Origin of the sequence: Actinacidiphila acididurans (assembly GCF_016918855.1) — a bacterium.
Lineage (GTDB): Bacteria > Actinomycetota > Actinomycetes > Streptomycetales > Streptomycetaceae > Actinacidiphila > Actinacidiphila acididurans.
Genome location: NZ_JADKYB010000020.1, coordinates 142811 through 162068 on the forward strand (window position 1 = coordinate 142811; position 19258 = coordinate 162068).

The following is a 19258-nucleotide window of genomic DNA, read 5'->3' on the forward strand; positions in this document are numbered from 1 at the left end:
TTTCCGTGGGTCCGCGGGCGTACGAGCGATTGCTAGTGCTGGTAGCCGTAGACACCGCGCGACTGGTCGCGGACCAGTCGTCCCTTCTCCAGTTCGATGACGCGCTTGCGCATCTGGTCGACGATGTTCTGGTCGTGGGTGGCCATCACCACGGTGGTGCCCGTCCGGTTGATCCGGTCGAGCAGCCGCATGATGCCGACCGACGTCTGGGGGTCCAGGTTTCCGGTCGGCTCGTCGGCGATCAGCAGCATCGGGCGGTTGACGAAGGCCCGCGCAATGGCCACGCGCTGCTGCTCACCACCGGACAGCTCGCCCGGCATGCGGTCCTCCTTGCCGGCCAGGCCGACCAGGTCGAGGACTTCGGGCACCGTCTTGCGGATGGTGCCACGGGGCTTGCCGATCACTTCGAGGGCGAAGGCCACGTTCTCGGCGACGGTCTTGTTGGGCAGGAGGCGGAAGTCCTGGAACACGGTGCCGAGCTGGCGCCGCATGTGCGGCACCTTCCAGTTCGACAGCCGAGCGAGGTCCTTGCCGAGGACGTGCACCGCACCGGTGTCCGTCCGCTCCTCACGCAGGATCAGCCGCAGGAAGGTCGACTTTCCTGAGCCCGACGAGCCCACCAGGAAGACGAACTCCCCCTTCTCGATCTCGAGCGAGACGTCCCGCAGGGCGGGATGGTTCTGTTTGGGGTAGGTCTTGGTGACGCTGTCGAATCGGATCACGTTCGCACCAGGGTTGCGGGGATGAGCGGATAGGGGATGTGGGGGCGACACTACGCGAACGGCGAGCGGGCGCGCAGTCGCCGGAGGGCGTTGGTGGCTTTGCCCACAGGGCATCTTTGGACAAAGAGCGGCAAAGGACTACGGAGATTCGTGCGCCTGTGCGCTTGCGTTCCGGGCGGTTTCGGAGGGCGGGGCGCCGAATCGGGCCGGAACTGGCACAGTGGAAGAAGGGGGTGCGGGAGTAGACCGCACAAGGCGCGGGAACCATTTCGGCACCCGGCGCGTTTCACCGGACGGAGGAGGAGATCGGATGACATCCGACCGACTGGTGTGTGCGAACTGCGCCGGTCCTGTGAGTGAGGGCCGCTGCCCGGTCTGCCGTGCCAACCGCGAGCGGCTCCAGCAGGAGAACCCCTGGTCCGCCTTGACCCCGGCAACCCTGATTGCCCTGGTCGTGGCGCTGCTGGCAGTCGTTCTGGTCGTGGAGCACGCCACAGCCTGAGCAAATGGCGGCCCGGCCCCTCGTATTGTCGAGGAGCCGGGCCGTCGCTTTGTGTTGACACTCGGCCACTTTGCGTGCCGAGGGCCGGTCGGTCAGGCCGCGGTGCGGCGGTTGACCAGACGCGGGGTGAGCCGGAAGCCGACGCCGCCCGCGATCAGGGTGGCGGCACCGATGATCATGAAGGTGGTGCCGTTGGAACCGGTCTCGGCGAGCTGCTGAGTGGTCTTGGCCTGCGTGACCGGGGTGGTGTTGTCGGTACCGGGGTTGTTGTTCCCGCAGTCGACGCTGTCACCGGTCAGGGTGCAGGTGTTGCCGTTGCCGCCGGAGGTGGAAGAACCGCTCGAGCCGGTCGAACCGCCGGAGACCGTACCGGAACCGCCGGAGGTGGAACTGCCGCCGCTGCTGCCGCTGCCCGAACCGCCGGTGGAGGAGGTCCCACCGGTCGCGGACGAGGAGCCGCCACTGTTGCCGCTGCCGCCGGAGTTGCCACCGGTGCTCGCGTTCCCGCCGGAGTTGGCGTTCCCACCACTGTTGGCGTTGCCACCGGAGTTCACGTTCCCGCCGGAGTTGGCGTTGCCACCGCTGTTGGCGTTGCCGCCATTGTCGGAACCACCGTCCGAATTGCCGCCGATGCTGACGGTCCCGCCGATGGTGACAGACCCGCCGTCGGTGGTCGTGGAACCACCGTCGGTCGTGCTCGAACCACCGTCCGTCGTGGTCGAGCCACCATCCGTGGTGCTCGAACCACCGTCGGTCGTGCTCGAACCACCGTCCGTGGTGGTGGACCCGCCATCGGTCGTGGTCGTGCCACCGTCCGTGGTGGTGGACCCGCCGTCCGTCGTGGTCGTGCCACCGTCCGTGGTGGTGTCGCCACCACCGGTCGTCGTGGTGCTGCTGCTTTCGCCCAGGCTGGTGTTGCCCTGGTCGTCGGCGCCAAGGGTGACCTTGAGGTGGACACCGCTGTCGTTCGTCACGGCCTGCGCCGCACCCACGGCCGTCAAGGACGCACCCGCGGCGATGACCGCGGCCGCGGCGATACGGGTGACGCGCAGCCTTGTGTTGCGCTTGCTCATCGCTCAAGAACCCCCAGTTGAATGCTGCTTCGGGCTGCGCTGCCATGGAGCTGGCGGATGTCACTGCGGGAACTCGGTGTGCGCTTCGCCCCCCGTGTGCCTACGCCTCAGTTGTGCGCATGCCGCGCAACACCCTTGTGGTTTTACCGGGCAGCGTCAAGGTCGTTAGGCGGGAATGCAGGCGAAGTGCCCGCTTTTGGCGGGCACTTCTGCACAGCTCTGTGACATGGAACGCGCCCGCGCGGGGGGAAATGGTGTTGCGCGGGGGGTACGAGGGGCCGTTACGCGGCGGCCTTCTCGCGGGACTTGCGCCACCGGATGCCGGCCTCGATGAAGCCGTCGATGTCGCCGTCGAGGACACCCTGCGGGTTGCCGACCTCGTACTCGGTGCGCAGGTCCTTGACCATCTGGTAGGGGTGCAGGACGTACGAACGCATCTGGTTGCCCCAGGAGTTGCCGCCGTCGCCCTTGAGGGAGTCCATCAGGGCCTGCTCCTCCTGGCGGCGCCGCTCCAGCAGCTTGGCCTGGAGCACGTTCATCGCGCTGGCCTTGTTCTGGATCTGCGAGCGCTCGTTCTGGCAGGAGACGACGATCCCGGTGGGCAGGTGGGTGATGCGCACCGCCGAGTCGGTGGTGTTGACGCCCTGGCCGCCGGGGCCGGAGGCGCGGTAGACGTCGATACGCAGTTCGGTCTCGTCGATCTCGACGTGGTCGGACTGCTCCACGACCGGCAGCACCTCGACGCCGGCGAAGGAGGTCTGGCGGCGGCCCTGGTTGTCGAAGGGCGAGATGCGCACCAGGCGGTGGGTGCCCTGCTCGACGGACAGGGTGCCGTAGGCGTAGGGGGCCTTGACCACGAAGGTGGTCGACTTGATGCCGGCCTCCTCCGCGAACGAGGTCTCGTAGATCTCGGTGGAGTAGCCGTGGCGCTCGGCCCAGCGCAGGTACATCCGCTGGAGCTGCTCGGCGAAGTCCGCCGCGTCCACGCCGCCGGCCTCCGCGCGGATGTTGACCAGCGCCTCGCGGGCGTCGTACTCGCCGGAGAGCAGGGTGCGGACCTCCATCTCGTCCAGCGCCTTGCGTACGGCCTCCAGCTCGGTCTCGGCCTCGGCGCGGGTGTCCGCGTCGTCCTCGGCGTCGGCGAGCTCGAACAGGACGCCGAGGTCGTCGATCCGGCCGCGCAGCGTCTCGACCTTGCGCAGCTCCGCCTGGAGGTGGGAGAGCCTGCTGGTGATCTTCTGCGCGTTCTCCGGGTCGTCCCAGAGCGAGGGAGCCGCGGCCTGCTCTTCGAGCGCGGCGATATCCGTCCTCATCCGGCCCAGGTCGAGGACGGCCTCGATGGAGCCCATGGTCGAGGACAGGGATTTCAGTTCTTCGGATACATCGACGATCGCCACCCCACCAGCCTACCGGCTGGGTGAACGGACGGACCCCGCCGCCGCGAGGCCCTGCCCGGGCCAGGGGTTTCGCGGGGGGCCGGGGGGCGGCGGGGGCCTGGGGCGGCGCGGCTCACCGGCTCCGGCGCGGTCGGCCGGCCGACCGTCCGCAGGCGGACTGCCGCGGTCCGGACGTGGGGCCGGGACCGTGAGGCCGGGACCGTGAGGCCGGCACCGTGAGGCCGGCACCGTGGGGCCGGGACCGTGAGGCCGGGACCGGGCGGTCGACCCGCGCGGGGGCGCTGCGGAGGCGCGGGCGCCGGCCGCCGGGGCCCGGTCATCGGGCGGACCGACCGCCCGGAGGTACGGCGGGCCGACGGCCCGAATCGCCCGGCCGCGCGCAGCGCGCACCGCCCGGTCCGGTGCTCAGCGCGCGCCATGCAGATCGCCGAGCCCGAGGCCCGCGGCCGGTACGGGCCGCATGACGCGGGGCGGCACCCGGTGGTGCCGCGCACACCGTCCGGTCCCGCGCCCCGCGCGAAAGCTTCAGATCGTCGCCGTCGCCCGCAGCAGGGTGCCGTGCGGGCTGAGGGCGAAGATCGCCAGGGTGCGGCCGTCGGCGGCGGTGCCGGGGGGGCCGGAGAGGGTGGCGGGCAGGGGGGCGCTGGACCAGGTGCCGGCGGCGCCCGCGGCCTGGGCGCCGCCGGCGAAGACGTAGATGCGACCGTCGGCGGCGACCGCGTCGGGGCGGGTGCCGGCGGCCAGGCCGGTGACCACGACGGCGGGCCGCCAGGCGGCGCCGGAGTAGGGCAGCCGCAGCACCGCGCCGTCGGCCTTGCGGACCACGAAGGCGTCCAGCATGCCGGTGCCCCGGGAGACCAGGGCGGGCGCGGCGGTGATCCGCCCGGCGGTGGGGACCAATGCCCAGGCGTTCCACCGGCCGTCCACCAGGGAGGCGGTGACCAGGTCGCCGCCGACCCGGCCGACCAGGTCGATCCGGCCGGGCGCGGAGGAGGCGGCGGCCGGCGCCGCGTCGAAGTGGGTCCGCTCGTCCACCTGGGACCAGGCGTTCCAGACCCCGTAGGACAGGGTCCGCCGGTAGAGCAGGCCGTCGGTGCCGAGCGCGAACAGGTCGATCCGGCCGGGCCGGGAGGAGGCCACCGCGGGGTCGGCCGCCACGTTTATGCCGGTCAGCCGGTGCCACGCACCGTAACCGGAGCCGTCGTGGACCACGTACCAGACGCTGCGGTCGGCGCCGCGGGCGAAGACGTACGTGGCGCCGTCCACGGTGAGCACGCGCGGGCCGCCGGTGAGGGTGACGCCGGGGGCGGGCGCGTCGCGCGGGTACGACCACTGCGGCAGGGCGACGGGCGCGCCGGTGCGGCCCTGCGGGGAGGGGTCGCCCGCGGTGGGCGCGGTCGGGGTGGTGCCGTTGCCGGTGGCCTCGTGGCCCGTGGTGCCGTGGCCGGTGCCGGCGTCCGGGCCGGGGGCCGGCAGCTGGTCGTCGCGCGAGGTGCCGGGGCCGGAGCCGGTGGAGGAGCCGGCCGAGGCGATGCCCCAGCCGCCGATGCCGGCCACCGCGAGGGCCGCCGCCGCGGCCGCGGCGAGCTTGATCCGGCGCTGGCGCAGCGCGTCGGAGACCGCCCGATGCCGGGGGCTGGCCGGGCGGCCGGGCGCCGAGGCGCGGGCGGCCTTGCCGAACACGCCGGTACCGGTGCCGGCGCCGCCCTGTCCGCCCTTGCCGCCGCGCCCGCCGGCGCCGAAACCGGCCAGTTCCTCGGCGGTGGGCAGCTTGATGCTGGTGTGGGTGTCCCGGCTGGAGTCGGGCGCGGTGCCGCGCACCAGGGGTACGGCGCCGCGCCTGCGGTACGGCGGGGCGGCGGGCGGCGCGGGGTCCGTGGCGGGGGCCGGGCCGGGCTCGTCGTCGTACGGGCCCTCTGCGGCGCCGTCCGGGCCGGGCGCGTCGATCTCCAGCGCGGGCACCCCGGCCAGCTGCGGCAGCAGGGCCCGCAGCCGCGCGCCGAGCTCGGCCGCGGTGAGCCGGGAGGCCGGGGCCTTGGCCAGGCACTGGGCGAGGATCTGCCACAGCTCGCCGGGCAGGTCGGGCAGCGGCTGCACGGTCTCGGTGACGTGCCGGCGCAGCACCGCCCCGGGGTGGCCGCCGCCGAACGGCGTGAAGCCGGCCAGCAGCTCGTACAGCACCGTGGCCAGCGCGTAGATGTCCACGGAGGCGCGCGGCGGCAGGCCCTCGATGATCTCGGGGGCCAGGTAGTCGGGGGTGCCGATGATCCGGGTGGCGCGGGTGCGGCGCGGGGAGTCCACCAGGCGGGCGATGCCGAAGTCGGTGAGCAGCGCGGGCGGGGCGCCGCCGGGGCCGGCCGGGGCAGCGGAGTCCAGCAGGACGTTCTCCGGCTTGACGTCGCGGTGCACCACACCGGCGGCGTGCGCGGCGGCGAGGCCGTCGGCGACGTCCGCGGCGATGGCGGTGGCGGCCTCGGGGGTCAGCCGGCGGTCCCGCTCCAGCCGGGAGCGCAGGTCGGTGCCGCGGACCAGGTCCATCACCAGGGCCAGGTCGCTGCCGTCCACCACCAGGTCGCGGATGCCGACGATGTGCGGGTGCTCCAGGGAGAGCAGCGCGGTGCGCTCCTGCACGAAGCGGCCGACCAGGTCCTGGTCGGAGGCGAGGTCCTCGCGCAGCAGTTTGATGGCGACCGGGCCCTCGGGGCCCTCGCCGAGCCACACCGTGCCCGCGGATCCCCGCCCGAGCACCTGGTGGGCGGTGTACCGGCTGCCGATCTTCCTGGCCAAGGCTGCTCTCCGACTCCTCCGACGGTTCCGCGCACCGCGCCCTCCGACGGGCCGTCACGCCGCCCGCCGCTGGTCGCGTTGGTGGTGCTGGTCGATGCTCGCGCTGGTGGTGCTGGCGACAAAGCTACGCGGATACCGGCCTGTTCGGGGTACAGGGAAACGGTCGATGGGCGTTCTGCGGAAGAAATCACCCTCTGGAAGTCGACAAATCCCCAATGTGAGCGGGCATTTCTGGTACCGCTCCCCCGGGGCCGGTCGCATCCGCGCCGGCCGAATCCGTCAACCGAATCCGCGTCAGCCGGTGTGGCGTCAGCCGTTCCCGGATCCGCCCGATCCGCCCGAGCCGGACCCGCCGGTGATCGAGGAGATCTTGTCGTAGGCCTGGTGGAACCAGTGCCAGGAGGCGTCCCACAGGTTGCGGGTGCTGTTCACCCAGTCCGGCAGCGGGGTGGTGTACCAGACCACGACGAAGATCACGAGCAGCACCAGGACCACCACGAAGCAGCCCTTGAGGCAGCCCAGGCCCGGGATGTGCACCGGGTTCGCGCTGCGGCGGCGCGGCTCGCGGGGCTCCCTCGGCTCGCGGATCCGGCCCGGGTCCGGGGCGGGCGGGGCGGCGACCGGCGGCCGGTCGTAGTGCTGGGGCTGCTGGTACGCCCGCGGCGCGGGCCGCGCGGCGGCCGGAGCGGGCCGGCCCCGGTCGTAGCCCTGCTCGTACCCCTGGCCCCCCTGGCCTCCCTGGCCGTAGCCCTGCGGCGGATACGGCTGCTGCTGCGGCTGGCGCTGCGGGCGCCGGCGCAGGGGGTCCTGGTCGGGGGTGAGGAAGACCGGCTCGGTCTGCTCGTTGCGGTGCCGGGCGGCGTTGAGCTGCGACTCCCAGGGGTGCGGGCCGGGGGCCTGCGGGGGCGTCGGCGGCTCGGCGGGCACGCTGCCGCGCACGGTGGGCGGCAGTACCCGGGTGGGGTCGCCGCCGGAGCCGGGGGCGCCGGGCGCGCCGCCGGAGGGCAGCACGCTGGTGGCGGCGTTCGGGTCGTTCCCCGGCGCGGAGCCGGACGGCAGCACCTGGGTGGGGTCGGCGTCACCACTGAGGCCGGTCAGGCCGGTGAGGCCGGCCGTGCCGGGGACCGGCGCCGGGTCCGGGTCCGGGCCGAGCAGCGCGGCCACGCCGAGGGCGGCCTCGGCCGCGGCGGGGCTGGCGTGCACCCCGACGCCGGCGGCGACCACGCGCAGCGCCCGGGCCAGGCTCTCGGCGGACGGGCGCTGGTCGGGGTCCTTGCGCAGACAGCGCTCGATGACCGTCCACAGCGGCTCGGGCACCGTGGTCGGGCGGCGCGGCTCGTCGTTCAGGTGGTGCTGGAGCACCTCGATGGCGCTCTCGCCGCGGAACGGCGGCCGCCCGGTGACCAACTCGTAGAGCATGATCCCGGCGCCGTAGACGTCCACCGCGGAGGTCTGCGGGCGGCCCTGGGCGGACTCGGGCGCGACGTAGGCGGGGGTGCCGACGAACTCGTGGGTGCGGGTGACGCCGGGCGAGTCGGCCAGCCGGGCGATGCCGAAGTCGGTGAGCATCGGGTGCATCTGCTCGGTGCCGTCCGCGGCGCGGACCGTGGCGAGCAGCACATTGGCCGGCTTCAGGTCGCGGTGCACCACCCCGTCGGCGTGGCTGGCGGCCAGCGCGTCGGCGACGGCCGCGGTGAGCAGGGAGGCGCCGATCGGCGAGAAGGGGCCGTTCTCCCGCAGGTAGCGGTGCAGGTCGGGGCCGTCGATCAGGTCCATCACCAGGGCGAGCAGGTCGCCCTCCACCACCAGGTCGCGCACCCGCACGATGTGCGGGTGGCGCAGCCGCAGCAGCACCGAGCGCTCGCGCAGGAAGCGCATCACCACGTCCGGGTCGCCGGCCAGCTCTTCCCTGAGCACCTTGACGGCGACGGCCTCGCCCGGGCCCGCACCCTGCGCCTCGTTCTCGGCGCCGCGGACCCGGCCGCGCCAGACGGTGCCCGTGGCACCGCGCCCGAGCGGCTCCTCCAGGAGGTACTTGCTGCCTACCGGCCGCACGTCGTGTGCTCCCTGTTCGACGGTTTTCGACGGTTTTGATGATGTCCGCCGACTTCCCTGCCCGGCACGAATGCGCGGGCTTCGGCTTCGCTGACTCGACCTGCCCGTCCGGCCGGACGGGCGGGCACCCACCACCGGAAAAGGTGCCCGATTCCGGCAAGCGTAGTGCCGCCCGGCCCGGTCACGTCCCGGCGGCGCCTCCGGATTCCCGGGTAGGACGCGGCGCTGACGTCAGCGGTTGCCTGATGCATCACTCGTGTGGGGTAGTAGGTCCGTCACGGTGGGCATCGGGACGGTGCCCGGGCGGTTTGCCGCCCGTCCGTGGTACGAGATGATCGTCATCCGGCCGGTCAAGATCACCGGGGCGCGGTACCGGCGTCGAGTTGTCGGTGGCGGGTGGGAGGATGCATCCGTAAGCGACGGCCGGGGTACGGGGATCGGGCCGCCGTAGGTGTTGTGCTGGTCCGGCTGGGCGGCCGGGCCGGCGGTTGTGTCGACGCGCCCGCGCGCGGCCGGGGAGGGGCTTCTCCGCCGTGTGCCCGGGCACCGGGCAGAAGGGACCGCGGACGAGATGCAGATCCGGCTGACCGTCCTCGGGCCGCGCGGCGGCCGGGCCGCGCGCGGCTGCGACGTGCTCGTCACGGCGCCCGCGGGCACGCCGCTGAGCGCGGTCGCCGGGGCGCTGGCCTCGGCCGCGGGGGCCGGGCAGCCCGGCCGGTCCGCCGCCGTGGTGCTCTACGCGGGCGCGCGGCGGCTCGAACCCACCGCCGTGCTGGGCGTGCCCCCGCTGGTGGACGGCGCGCTGCTGTCCCTGCACACGCCCGCCGAGCAGCAGGGCGACCACGGCCAGTACGGCCGCTTCGGGCAGTACGGCCGCCCGCCCGCCGACATGGCGCGCCTGCACGTGGTGGGCGGCCCCGACGCGGGCGGTGTCCACCTGCTGCCCGGCGGCCAGGCCCGGATCGGCCGCTCGGCCGACGCCGACGTGCCGCTGGACGACCCGGACGTCTCCCGGCTGCACTGCGAGGTCACGGTCGGCGAGGACGGCGAGGTGACCGTGCTCGACCTGGGCTCCACCAACGGCACCGCGCTCGCCGGCCACCCGGTCGGCGACCAGCCGGTCGCCTTCCCCGCGGGGGGCCTGCTCCGGATCGGCGAGTCCACCCTGCGCCTGGACGGGGCCGCCACGCCCGTCCCGCCGCCGTCCCTGGTCCCGGTCCCCGACGGCGACGGCCACCTGCGCGTCACCGTCCGCGAGGGCGCCCGCGGCGCGTCCCCGCTGCCCGGGCCCTCACCGGAGGGCTCCCCCTGGTCCACGGCCCGCCCCGGCGGCGGAGGCGTCCCCGCCCGCCGCCCGTCCGGCGCCGTACCGCCCCCGCAGGGGCACGGCGTCGCGGCCGTTCCTGGGCAGCGGACGGATTCCGGGTCCTCCGGCGCGGGTCGGGACGCCGGCGCGGGACACGGCGGCGGTACGCAAGCGGAATCGGCGTACGGCACGGGTGCGGGCCCGGCATACGGCGCCGGTACGGGCTCCGCCGGCGAGTCCGGCGCGGGTGCCCCCCATGGCACGGGTGCCGGTACGGAATCAGGTACGCCCCGCGGCTCCCGCTCCGGTACGTCCGGGGGCCACGGCTCCGGCACGGGCTCCGGTACGCCGGCCGGCGCCACCCACGGCGCCGGCCTGCCCCCCGTACCGCAGGCACCGCCCGCCGGGCACCAGGGCGCGGACCCGGCGCCGTACGCGCAGGGCGGGCGGGACACGTTCGGGCGGGGGCTGCCGGCGGAGGCCGGGCGGCGGCCCACCGGGGAGCGGCGGCGCGGGCTGCGCGGCGGGACGGGCGAGGGCGAGCAGCGGGGCGGCGTGGTGGGCACCATAGGGGCCTGGGCGCGGCGCCGGCTGGCCCCGCCGCCGCAAGCGGAGGAGGGCGGCGCAACGGACGGCGGCGCCGAGGCGGAGGCGCTGCGCGAGCGCTGGCCGGACCCGGCGGCGGTGCTGCTCACCGCGCTCGGCCCGGAGCGGCGGCTGTGGGAGCGCGGGGTGGACCACCCCGACGCGCTGACCGTACGGCTGGGCACCGCGGACCTGCCGGTCGAGGACGGCGCCCGGCGGCTGCCGGCCGTGCCGGTCACCGTGGACCTGCGCTCCCCGCGCAGCGCGGCGCTCACCCTGACCGGGCCGCGGCCGCGGCTGGCCGGGCTGGCCCGCGCGGTGCTGGCCCAGCTCTGCGCGCTGCACGCCCCCGGGGTGCTGGAGATCGTGCTGGTCAGCGCCGACCGGACGCGTTCGGCCGACCAGCGGGGCGAGGAGTGGTCGTGGCTGAACTGGCTGCCGCACCTGCGCCCGGCGCACGGCCAGGACTGCCGGCTGCTGCTGGCCTTCGACCGCGACCAGGCCGACGCGCGCACCGCCGAGCTGGTCCGGCGGCTGGAGGCGGGCCCGCTCGGCCCCGGCTGGACCGCCGCCCCCGAGGACCTGGTGGCCGCCGCGTCGGTCGCCTACGACGGCCCGTTCACGCTGCTGGTGGTGGACGGCGACCCCGGCTCGGCGGCGCTGCGCGAGACCGTGGACCGGCTGGCCCACGCCGGGCCCTCGGCGGGGGTGCACGTGCTGTGCCTGGCCGAGACCGGCGAGCAGCCACCCGTCTCCAGCGGAGTGGTGGCCCGGCTGTCCGGCGACGTGGCGACCACGCTGCGGCTGACGCCCGCCGCCGAGCCGCCGGCCGGCAGCGGGGCCGGATTCGACGCCGAGGGCTACGGCGGCGAGGTGCACGAGGCGGGTGACGGCGGTTCCGGGTCCGAGGAGATCGTGCTCGACGCGGTGTCGGCGGCCTGGGCCGAGCACTTCGCGCGGGCGCTGGCGCCGTTGCGCGAGGCGGACGGCGAGGGCGGCCGGGACCGCTCCCGGCACGCCCTGCCCACGACCGTACGGCTGCTGGACGAGCTGGACCTGGCGCTGGCCACCCCGGCCCGGATCGGCAGCCGGTGGGCCGAGGCGCCGGCCGCGCTCGCGCGGGCCACGGCCGTGCTGGGCACCGGGCCGGACGGCCGGGTCGCCGTGGACCTGGTCACCGAGGGCCCGCACCTGCTGGTCGGGGGCGCCCCCGGCGCGGGCAAGACCGAGCTGCTGCGCTCCCTGGCCGCGGGTCTGGCCACCGCCGAGCGCCCCGAACGGCTCGCCCTCGTGCTGGTCGACGGCGCCGGACAGGAGCGCGGCGACGGCCTGCACGCCGTCGCCGACCTCCCGCATGTCTCCACCCACCTGATCGCCTCGGACCCGGTCCGCATGCGCGAGTTCGCCCAGGCGCTGACCGCCGAGCTCAAGCGGCGCGCCGAGGTGCTGGGCGCGAGCACCTTCGCCGCCTGGCACGCGGCCCATGCGGCGCTGCCGGCCCCACGCGCGGCCGGCCAAGAAGGAGTCGGGGACGGGTACGAGCGGCGCGGCCCGGCCGACACCGGCCGGCAAGGGCCGGGAGAGGGCGGCGTGTTCCGGCCGGCGCACTCCGCCGGGCGCGGCCCGGCCACAGGCCCCGGGGGCCGGGGCGGTGAGGCGGCCGGGCCGTCCCGCGCACGGCCCGCGATGCCGCGGCTGGTCGTGGTCGTGGACGACTTCGACGATCTGGTCGCGCCGGGGCTCGGCAGTCCCGGGCGGCCCGCGGCCGGCTCGGTGGTACGGGCGCTGGAAGCGGTGGCCCGGGAGGGCGAGCGGCTCGGGGTGCACCTGGTCGCGGCCACCGGGCGGCCGGAGCGGACCACGGGAACGGACGCCGACGGCATGGCGCGGCTGCGGATCAGCCTGCGCGCGCAGGACCCGGAGTCGGCCGCGCTGGTCGTGCACGTCGAGGACCCGGCCGCGCTGGACGACCTGCCGGGGCGCGGCTATCTGCGCCGGCCCGGGGGCGCGGTGACGCCGTTCCAGGCGGCCCGGGTGAGCGCCCGTATCCCGCGGACCGCGACCTTGCGGCCCACTGTCGTCCCGCTGGAGTGGGACCGGATGGGCGACCCGCCCACCCGCCGCCCGCTGCGCGAACTGGGCAACGGCCCGACCGACTTGGCCCTGCTCGCCAGCGCCCTGCAGCGCGCCGCGGAGGACACCCCGGACGATCCCCGTCCCCCGGCGGCCCCGCTGACCACACCGCTGGTCTGACCCCCTGCCCCGGTCCGGGGGCAGGGGCCCGGCACGTCCCCGCGTCCACTCACGACGGCACACCCGTCGGCACACCCGCCGCCACTCCCGGTGACGGCGCGGTGGCGTGCCCGGGGCGGCTGGGTTCCCAGGCGGCTCAAAACATGCCCCCGACAACAGGTTTGACACAAGATCACGGAGTGGTCACGACGCCCCCGCGTGCCTGTTCACTCCCTTGCGGCCCTTGTTCACCCGGGCGTAGGACGGACGCCACGGGATGAGGGGATGGCGCAGATGCGTACATATACACGTACACGCACCAGCCGCACTACGCGCATAGCGTTGGCCGCCGTGACGGCCTCGGCGCTCGCGCTGACCGCTGCCGCGTGCAGCAGCGACAGCAAGAAGAACGACAGCAAGGGCTCCTCGCCGTCGGCATCCGCCTCGGCGTCGGCGTCCGGCTCGGCCGGCGGGCTGCAACTGCCCGACCTGCACGGGCAGAAGCTGGAGGTCGCCGCGGTGTGGACCGGCCCCGAGCAGCAGAACTTCCAGCGAGTGCTGGACGAGTTCGACAAGCGCACGGGGGCGAAGTCCACGTATGTGCCGACCGGCGACAGCCAGTCGACCTTCCTCGGCACCAAGATCGCCGGCGGGGCGCCACCGGACGTCGCGTTCCTGGCCCAGAACGGCGTGCTGCACCAGTTCGCCGACAAGGGCTGGCTCAAGCCGCTGGGCGCGCCGGCGCAGGCCCAGCTCACCGCGAACTTCTCGCCCGGCTGGCAGCAGCTCGGCGCGTGGAAGGGCAAGCAGTACGGCGTCTACGCGAAGGTCTCCAACAAGTCGCTGATCTGGTACAACGCCAAGGCGTTCGAGAACGCGGGGGCCACCGAGCCCAAGACCTGGGCGGACTTCCTGAAGACCGCCGAGACCGTGTACGAGTCCGGCACCGCGCCGGTGTCGGTCGGCGGCGCGGACGGCTGGACGCTCACCGACTGGTTCGAGAACATCTACCTCAGCCAGGCGGGCCCGGCGAAGTACGACGCGCTGGCCCAGCACAAGATCAAGTGGACCGATCCGTCGGTCACTCAGGCGCTCACCACCCTGGGCCAGTTGTTCACCAAGCAGAATCTGCTGGCCGGCGGCACCAAGGGCGCGCTCGCCGCGGACTTCCCCAAGTCGGTCACCCAGGTCTTCACCGGCAGCAACCCGGCGGCCATGGTCTACGAGGCGGACTTCGTCTCGGCGTTCGTCTCGGCCAACACCAAGGCCAAGGTGGGCACCGACGCGAAGGTGTTCCCGTTCCCCGCGGTCGGCAGCGGCAAGCCGCCGGTGGTCAGCGGCGGTGACGTGGCGGTGGCGCTGAAGGACTCCCCAGGCGCGCAGGCGCTGCTGACCTTCATCGCCTCCACCGACGCGGCCAGGATCTGGGCGCAGGGCGGCGGTTATGTGTCGCCGAACAAGTCGCTGGACTTCTCCGCCTATCCGGACGACGTGCAGCGCAGCATCGCCCAGGCGCTGATCGCCTCCGGCGACGACTTCCGGTTCGACATGTCGGACCAGGCGCCGGCCGCGTTCGGCGGCACCAAGGGCGAGGGCGAGTGGAAGGACCTTCAGGACTTCCTCGCCAAGCCGCAGGACGTCAAGGGGGCGCAGGCCGCGCTGGAGTCGGACGCGGCCAAGGCGTACGGGAACTGAGGCGCCATGACTGACGCCTCCCTCCCGGGGGCGGCGGGGGGCGGTGCCGCCGGCGCCGCCCCCGACCTTCCGCGCCCGGGCCTGCCCCGGCCCCGCGGCACCGCCGCGCGCGCCCGCAGTGTGGTGCGCACCCGCCCCTGGCTCGCCGTGCTGTTCCTGCTGCCCGCGCTCGTCCTGCTCGGCGCCCTGGTGGCGTACCCGATCGGGTACACCGTGTGGCGCAGCCTCTACGACGCGAACGGCAGCGGCTTCGTCGGGCTGAAGAACTTCGGCACCGTCTTCAGCGACCACGGCATCCTCACCGCGGTCCGCAACAACGCGATCTGGGTCGCGGTCGCGCCCACCGTGGCCACCGCGCTCGGCCTGGTCTTCGCCGTGCTCACCGAACGGGTGCGCTGGGGAACCGCGTTCAAGCTGGTCGTCTTCATGCCGATGGCGATCTCGATGCTGGCCGCCGGCATCATCTTCCGTCTGGTGTACGACCAGGACCCCAGCCGCGGGGTGGCCAACGCGGTGGTCGTGGCGGTCCACGACACCTTCAGCAGCAGCGCGGCCTATCCGGGCGCGCGGCCGCGGCCGGACAGCGACCTGAAGCCGACGGCCGGCGGCTCGTACACCTCGTCGTCCGCCGCGGCCATGGGCCGGCCCAACGACCTGCCGCTGGTGGGCATCCCGCAGAACAAGCTGCCCGGCGGCGCGGGACAGGCGCGGCCGGCGCCGCCGCGGCCGGACAAGGTGACCGGCACGGTGTGGCTGGACTTCCGGCCCGGCGGCACCGGCAAGCCCGGGGTGATCGACCCGGGCGAGAAGGCGCTGTCCGGCGTGAAGGTGCAGGCGATCAAGGGCGGCAAGGTGATCGCCTCGGCGACCTCCGGCAAGGACGGCACCTACGCGCTGCCCGCGAAGGCGGCGGGGGCGCAACTGCGGCTGCCGTCCTCGAACTTCGCCGGGAAGTACAACGGCATCGACTGGCTCGGCCCGAGCCTGATCACCCCGTCGATCATCGCCGGTTACGTGTGGATGTGGGCCGGCTTCGCGATGGTGCTGATCGCGGCGGGCCTGGCCGGGGTGCCCCGGGAACTGCTGGAGCAGGCCCGGGTGGACGGCGCCGGCGAGTGGCAGGTCTTCCGCCGCATCACGGTGCCACTGCTGGCGCCGGTGCTGGTCGTCGTCATGGTCACACTGATGATCAACGTGCTGAAGGTCTTCGACCTCGTGTACATCATCGCGCCCGGCCAGACCCAGAACGACGCCAATGTGCTGGCGCTCCAGCTCTACCTGTCGTCCTTCGGCGGCGGCAACGACCAGGGCGTCGGCAGCGCGATCGGCGTGATCCTGCTGCTGCTCGTCCTGCCGGTCATGATCTTCAACATCCGGCGGCTGCGCAGGGAGGGACGCCGATGAGCGCGGACGCGACGGCGGGCACGGCGAGCACGGCAGGCGGGCGCCCGGCGGGGGCCCGGCAACGGCGCGGCGGGGGCCCGGTCAAGGCCCGCCAGGGGCTCGGCGCCCGGCTGGCGGCCCGCGCCGGCGGCGGCGTGATGCGGGTCTTCCTGCTGGTGGTGGCGCTGTTCTGGCTGCTGCCCACGGTGGGCCTGCTGCTGTCCAGCCTGCGCTCCCCGACCGACATCTCGGCCAGCGGCTGGTGGAAGGTGTTCGGCTCGCCCTCGCAGCTGACCTTCACCAACTACCGCCATCTGCTGCACAACCACGCGATCACCGACTCGCTGTGGAACACCGCGCTGATCACCGTGCCCTCGACCCTGCTGGTCGTGGTGATCGGTTCGCTGGCCGGATACGCCTTCGCCTGGATGGACTTCCCCGGGCGCGACTGGTGGTTCATGGCGGTGGTGGCCATGCTGGTGGTGCCGGTGCAGGTCGCCCTGGTGCCGGTGGCCAGGCTGTTCGGCGACATCGGCATCTTCGGCGACATCTCCGGGGTGGTGCTCTTCCACACCGCCTTCGGGCTGCCGTTCGCCGTCTTCCTGCTGCGCAACTTCTTCGCCGAGATCCCGCGCGAACTGCTGGAGGCGGCCCGGCTGGACGGCGCCGGCGAACTGCGGCTGTTCACCCGGGTGGTGCTGCCGCTGGGCGGCCCGGCCATCGCGTCGCTGGGCATCTTCCAGTTCCTGTGGGTCTGGAACGACATGCTGGTGGCGCTGATCTTCGCCAACAGCAACGCGCAGCCGATCACGGTGGCGCTCCAGCAGCAGGTACGGCAGTTCGGCAACAACATCGACATCCTGGCGCCCGGCGCCTTCGTGTCGATGATCATCCCGCTGGCGGTGTTCTTCGCCTTCCAGCGGCAGTTCGTCTCCGGCGTGATGGCGGGCGCCGTCAAGTAGCGGCGGCGGCGGTGCGCGGCCGCAGCGGTACGCAGCGGTACGTGGGCAGGGGCGGCTCTCCCGGGTGCGGGAGGCCGCCCCTCTCGCATGGGGCGGCCCGGGACCGTAGGAGCGGCGGGGATCCCCCGGAAGCCGTACCCGGCCGACCCGTGCGTGCGCATGTCGCGATCAGGCCGTAACCGGGACGAAGCGGATGCGTTCGCGAGAGTGGGGGTGGAATCCACCCCGCGCCCGCCGCCCGACCGGGCGGGTCCGTCCGTTCGCGCCCCTGGATGTGCCGTGCCGCGCTTCAGTGTGATCGTCCCCGTTTACAAGGTGCAGGCGTACCTGCGGGCCTGCCTGGAGTCCGTCCTGACCCAGACCTACGGCGACTTCGAGCTGATCGTCGTGGACGACCGCTCGCCGGACGGCAGCGGCGAGATCGCCGACGCCGTAGCCGCCGGGGACTGCCGCGTCACCGTGCTGCACCTGCCGGAGAACGTGGGCCTGGGCCGGGCCCGCAACGCCGGCATGGCCCGCGCCACCGGCGACTACCTGCTGTTCCTGGACAGCGACGACCTGATGACGGCCGGCACCCTCCAGGCGGTCGCCGCCCGCCTGGCCGAGACCGGCGACCCGGACCTGCTGGTCTTCGACTACGAGCGCACGTACTGGGACGGCCGCGCCGAGCGGAACGACTTCGCCGCGATCCTCACCCGGGCCGGCTCCGGGGTGTTCACCCTCGACGACCACCCGGAAATGCTGCGGCTGATCATGGTGGCCTGGAACAAGGCCTACCGCCGGGACTTCGTCACCAAGCTGCCGCTCGCCTTTCCGTCCGGCTGGTACGAGGACACCCCCTGGACGTATCCGGCGCTGCTGGCCGCGCGGTCGATCGCCGTACTGGACCGGGTGTGCGTGCACTACCGGCAGCGCCGCCGGGGCAGCATCCTGCGCACCACCAGCCGCCGCCACTTCGACGTCTTCGGGCAGTACGACCTGCTGTTCGCGTTCCTGGACAGCCACCCGGAGCTGGAGCGCTGGCGGCCGGTGCTGTTCCGGCGGATGCTGGACCACCTGACCACGATCTTCGGCTACCCCGACCGGGTGCCGCGCCGCTCCCGCGCGGACTTCTTCCGCCGCTGCCGCGCCCGGTACCGCACGCTGCGCCCGCAGGGCTTCCGCCCGGCGCCGGTCAGCCGCAGCGGGGTGCGCTACCTGCTGGTGGCGCTGGGCGCCCGCCGCACCTTCGAGGCGCTGGGCGCGCTGCAGAAGCTGCGGCCGGTCGCCGCCCGCCGCGCGCGGGCCTGGCGGGGCACCCTGCGCACCGCGCTGCTGCACGCCCACTACCTGATGCAGCGCCGCCGCCCGCTGGACCCGGACCTGGCGGTGTACTGCGCCTACTGGGACCGCGGATACGTGTGCAACCCGGCCGCGATCGAGGCGGCGGTCAGGGAGCTGGCCCCGCACATGCGCGCGGCCTGGATCACCACCGCGGAGCACGCCCACACCCTGCCGCCCGGCGTGACCCGGCTGGAACCGGAGTCGGCCGCGTACTGGACCGCGCTGGCCCGGGCCACGTACCTGGTCAGCAACGTCAACCTGCACCGCAGGTACGCCAAGCGGCCCGGCCAGATCCATGTGCAGACCCATCACGGCACCCCGCTCAAGCACATGGGCATCGACCTGATGGACCGTCCGGCCGCGGCCGGCACCACCGACTTCGCCAAGCTGCTGCGCCACGTGGACCGCTGGGACTTCAGCCTCTCGGCGAGCCGCCACTCCACCCTGGTGTGGGAGCGGGCCTACCCGTCGGCGTTCACCACCCTGGAGTACGGGCAGCCGCGCACCGACGTCTTCCACCGCGCCGACGCCGAACGGGTGGCGGCCCTGCGCGCGGCGCTCGGCATCCCGGCCGGCGCCACCGCCCTGCTGTACGCGCCCACCCACCGCGACTACCGGCGCGGATATGTGCCGGACCTCGACCTCGCGGCGCTGGCCGGCGAACTCGGCCCGGACGTGGTGCTGCTGCACCGCGCCCACCACCGCTACCCGCCCGGCCACGCCGCCCCGGACCATCCGCGGGTCCTGGACGTCTCGGCCCATCCCTCGGCCGAGGAGCTGTGCCTGGCCTCGGACGGGCTGATCACCGACTACTCGTCCCTGATGTTCGACTACGCGGGCCTGGACCGGCCGATCCTGCTGCACCTGCCGGACTGGGAGGTCTACCGGGCCACCCGCGGGGTGTACTTCGACATCACCGAGCACCCGCCCGGCCTGGTGGCCCGTGGCCAGGACGACCTCACCGACATCCTGGCCACGGGGGCTTGGCGCGGCCCGCGCTCCGCGCAGCTCAGGGCCGCCTTCCGGGAACGCTTCTGCGCGTACGACGACGGGCACGCGGCCGAGCGGGTGGTCCGCCGGGTGTTCCTGCGCGAGGACGCCGGGCTCCCTGCGGTGGTCCCGATGGCGCTGCGCCGACCGGCCCCCGCGCCCGGCGCCCTGCCACCGGCCGGCGACCGTACGCCCTCGGCGCCGGGGGCGGCGGCGCCCAAGAACTAGCGTCGTCACGGCATATTC

The 19258-nt window shown here is 74.3% G+C and carries 11 protein-coding genes and 1 pseudogene; 6 read left to right on the top strand and 6 right to left on the bottom strand.

The window, feature by feature from the left end; all coding sequences use genetic code 11:
* Positions 1-32: 32 nt before the first annotated feature.
* Positions 33-722: a cell division ATP-binding protein FtsE gene (gene ftsE / locus ITX44_RS30725; RefSeq protein WP_205361268.1), complete on the bottom strand. Its 690-nt coding sequence runs from the start codon at positions 720-722 to the stop codon at positions 33-35.
* 310 nt (positions 723-1032) lie between these two features.
* Between ftsE and ITX44_RS30730 the strand changes: the two genes are divergently transcribed.
* Positions 1033-1224 (top strand): hypothetical protein, encoded by a 192-nt coding sequence (locus ITX44_RS30730; protein WP_205361269.1) that lies wholly within the window; start codon positions 1033-1035, stop codon positions 1222-1224.
* Positions 1225-1316: 92 nt separating this feature from the next.
* On the opposite strand, the gene ITX44_RS30735 is transcribed toward ITX44_RS30730, so the two are convergent.
* From ITX44_RS30735 to ITX44_RS30750, 5 genes and pseudogenes are all read right to left on the bottom strand, one after another.
* Positions 1317-2297 carry a hypothetical protein gene (locus ITX44_RS30735; RefSeq protein ID WP_205361271.1) on the bottom strand — a complete coding sequence of 327 codons (981 nt, stop codon included), beginning with the start codon at positions 2295-2297 and terminating at the stop codon, positions 1317-1319.
* A gap of 281 nt (positions 2298-2578) precedes the next feature.
* On the bottom strand, positions 2579-3694 hold the full coding sequence (gene prfB, locus ITX44_RS30740) for a peptide chain release factor 2 (protein ID WP_205361273.1): 1116 nt from the start codon (positions 3692-3694) through the stop codon (positions 2579-2581).
* A gap of 525 nt (positions 3695-4219) precedes the next feature.
* Complete coding sequence (locus ITX44_RS43250; protein WP_504739966.1) at positions 4220-5170, bottom strand: DUF8189 domain-containing protein; 951 nt, start codon at positions 5168-5170, stop codon at positions 4220-4222.
* Positions 5159-6481, bottom strand: a pseudogene (locus tag ITX44_RS41700) (serine/threonine-protein kinase); the annotation flags it as partial. The pseudogene ITX44_RS41700 and the gene ITX44_RS43250, both read right to left, overlap by 12 nt.
* A 309-nt stretch (positions 6482-6790) precedes the next feature.
* On the bottom strand, positions 6791-8536 hold the full coding sequence (locus ITX44_RS30750; protein ID WP_205361276.1) for a serine/threonine-protein kinase: 1746 nt from the start codon (positions 8534-8536) through the stop codon (positions 6791-6793).
* A 571-nt stretch (positions 8537-9107) separates the two neighbouring features.
* Between ITX44_RS30750 and ITX44_RS30755 the strand changes: the two genes are divergently transcribed.
* The 5 genes from ITX44_RS30755 to ITX44_RS30775 all read left to right on the top strand — a co-directional run bounded on the left by ITX44_RS30755 (position 9108) and on the right by ITX44_RS30775 (position 19240).
* A complete protein-coding gene (locus ITX44_RS30755; RefSeq protein WP_205361279.1) occupies positions 9108-12680 on the top strand; it encodes an FtsK/SpoIIIE domain-containing protein in 3573 nt (1190 codons plus the stop codon).
* A 273-nt stretch (positions 12681-12953) separates the two neighbouring features.
* Entirely contained in the window at positions 12954-14354 is a 1401-nt protein-coding gene (locus tag ITX44_RS30760) for an ABC transporter substrate-binding protein (protein WP_205361281.1), read from the top strand.
* 6 nt (positions 14355-14360) lie between these two features.
* Positions 14361-15758 carry a carbohydrate ABC transporter permease gene (locus tag ITX44_RS30765; RefSeq protein WP_205361283.1) on the top strand — a complete coding sequence of 466 codons (1398 nt, stop codon included), beginning with the start codon at positions 14361-14363 and terminating at the stop codon, positions 15756-15758.
* Positions 15755-16699, top strand: coding sequence for a carbohydrate ABC transporter permease (locus ITX44_RS30770; protein WP_205361285.1), 945 nt, complete (start codon positions 15755-15757; stop codon positions 16697-16699). Before ITX44_RS30765 ends, ITX44_RS30770 begins: the two co-directional genes overlap by 4 nt.
* Positions 16700-16978: 279 nt before the next feature.
* On the top strand, positions 16979-19240 hold the full coding sequence (locus tag ITX44_RS30775) for a bifunctional glycosyltransferase/CDP-glycerol:glycerophosphate glycerophosphotransferase (protein WP_205361286.1): 2262 nt from the start codon (positions 16979-16981) through the stop codon (positions 19238-19240).
* Positions 19241-19258: the final 18 nt, after the last annotated feature.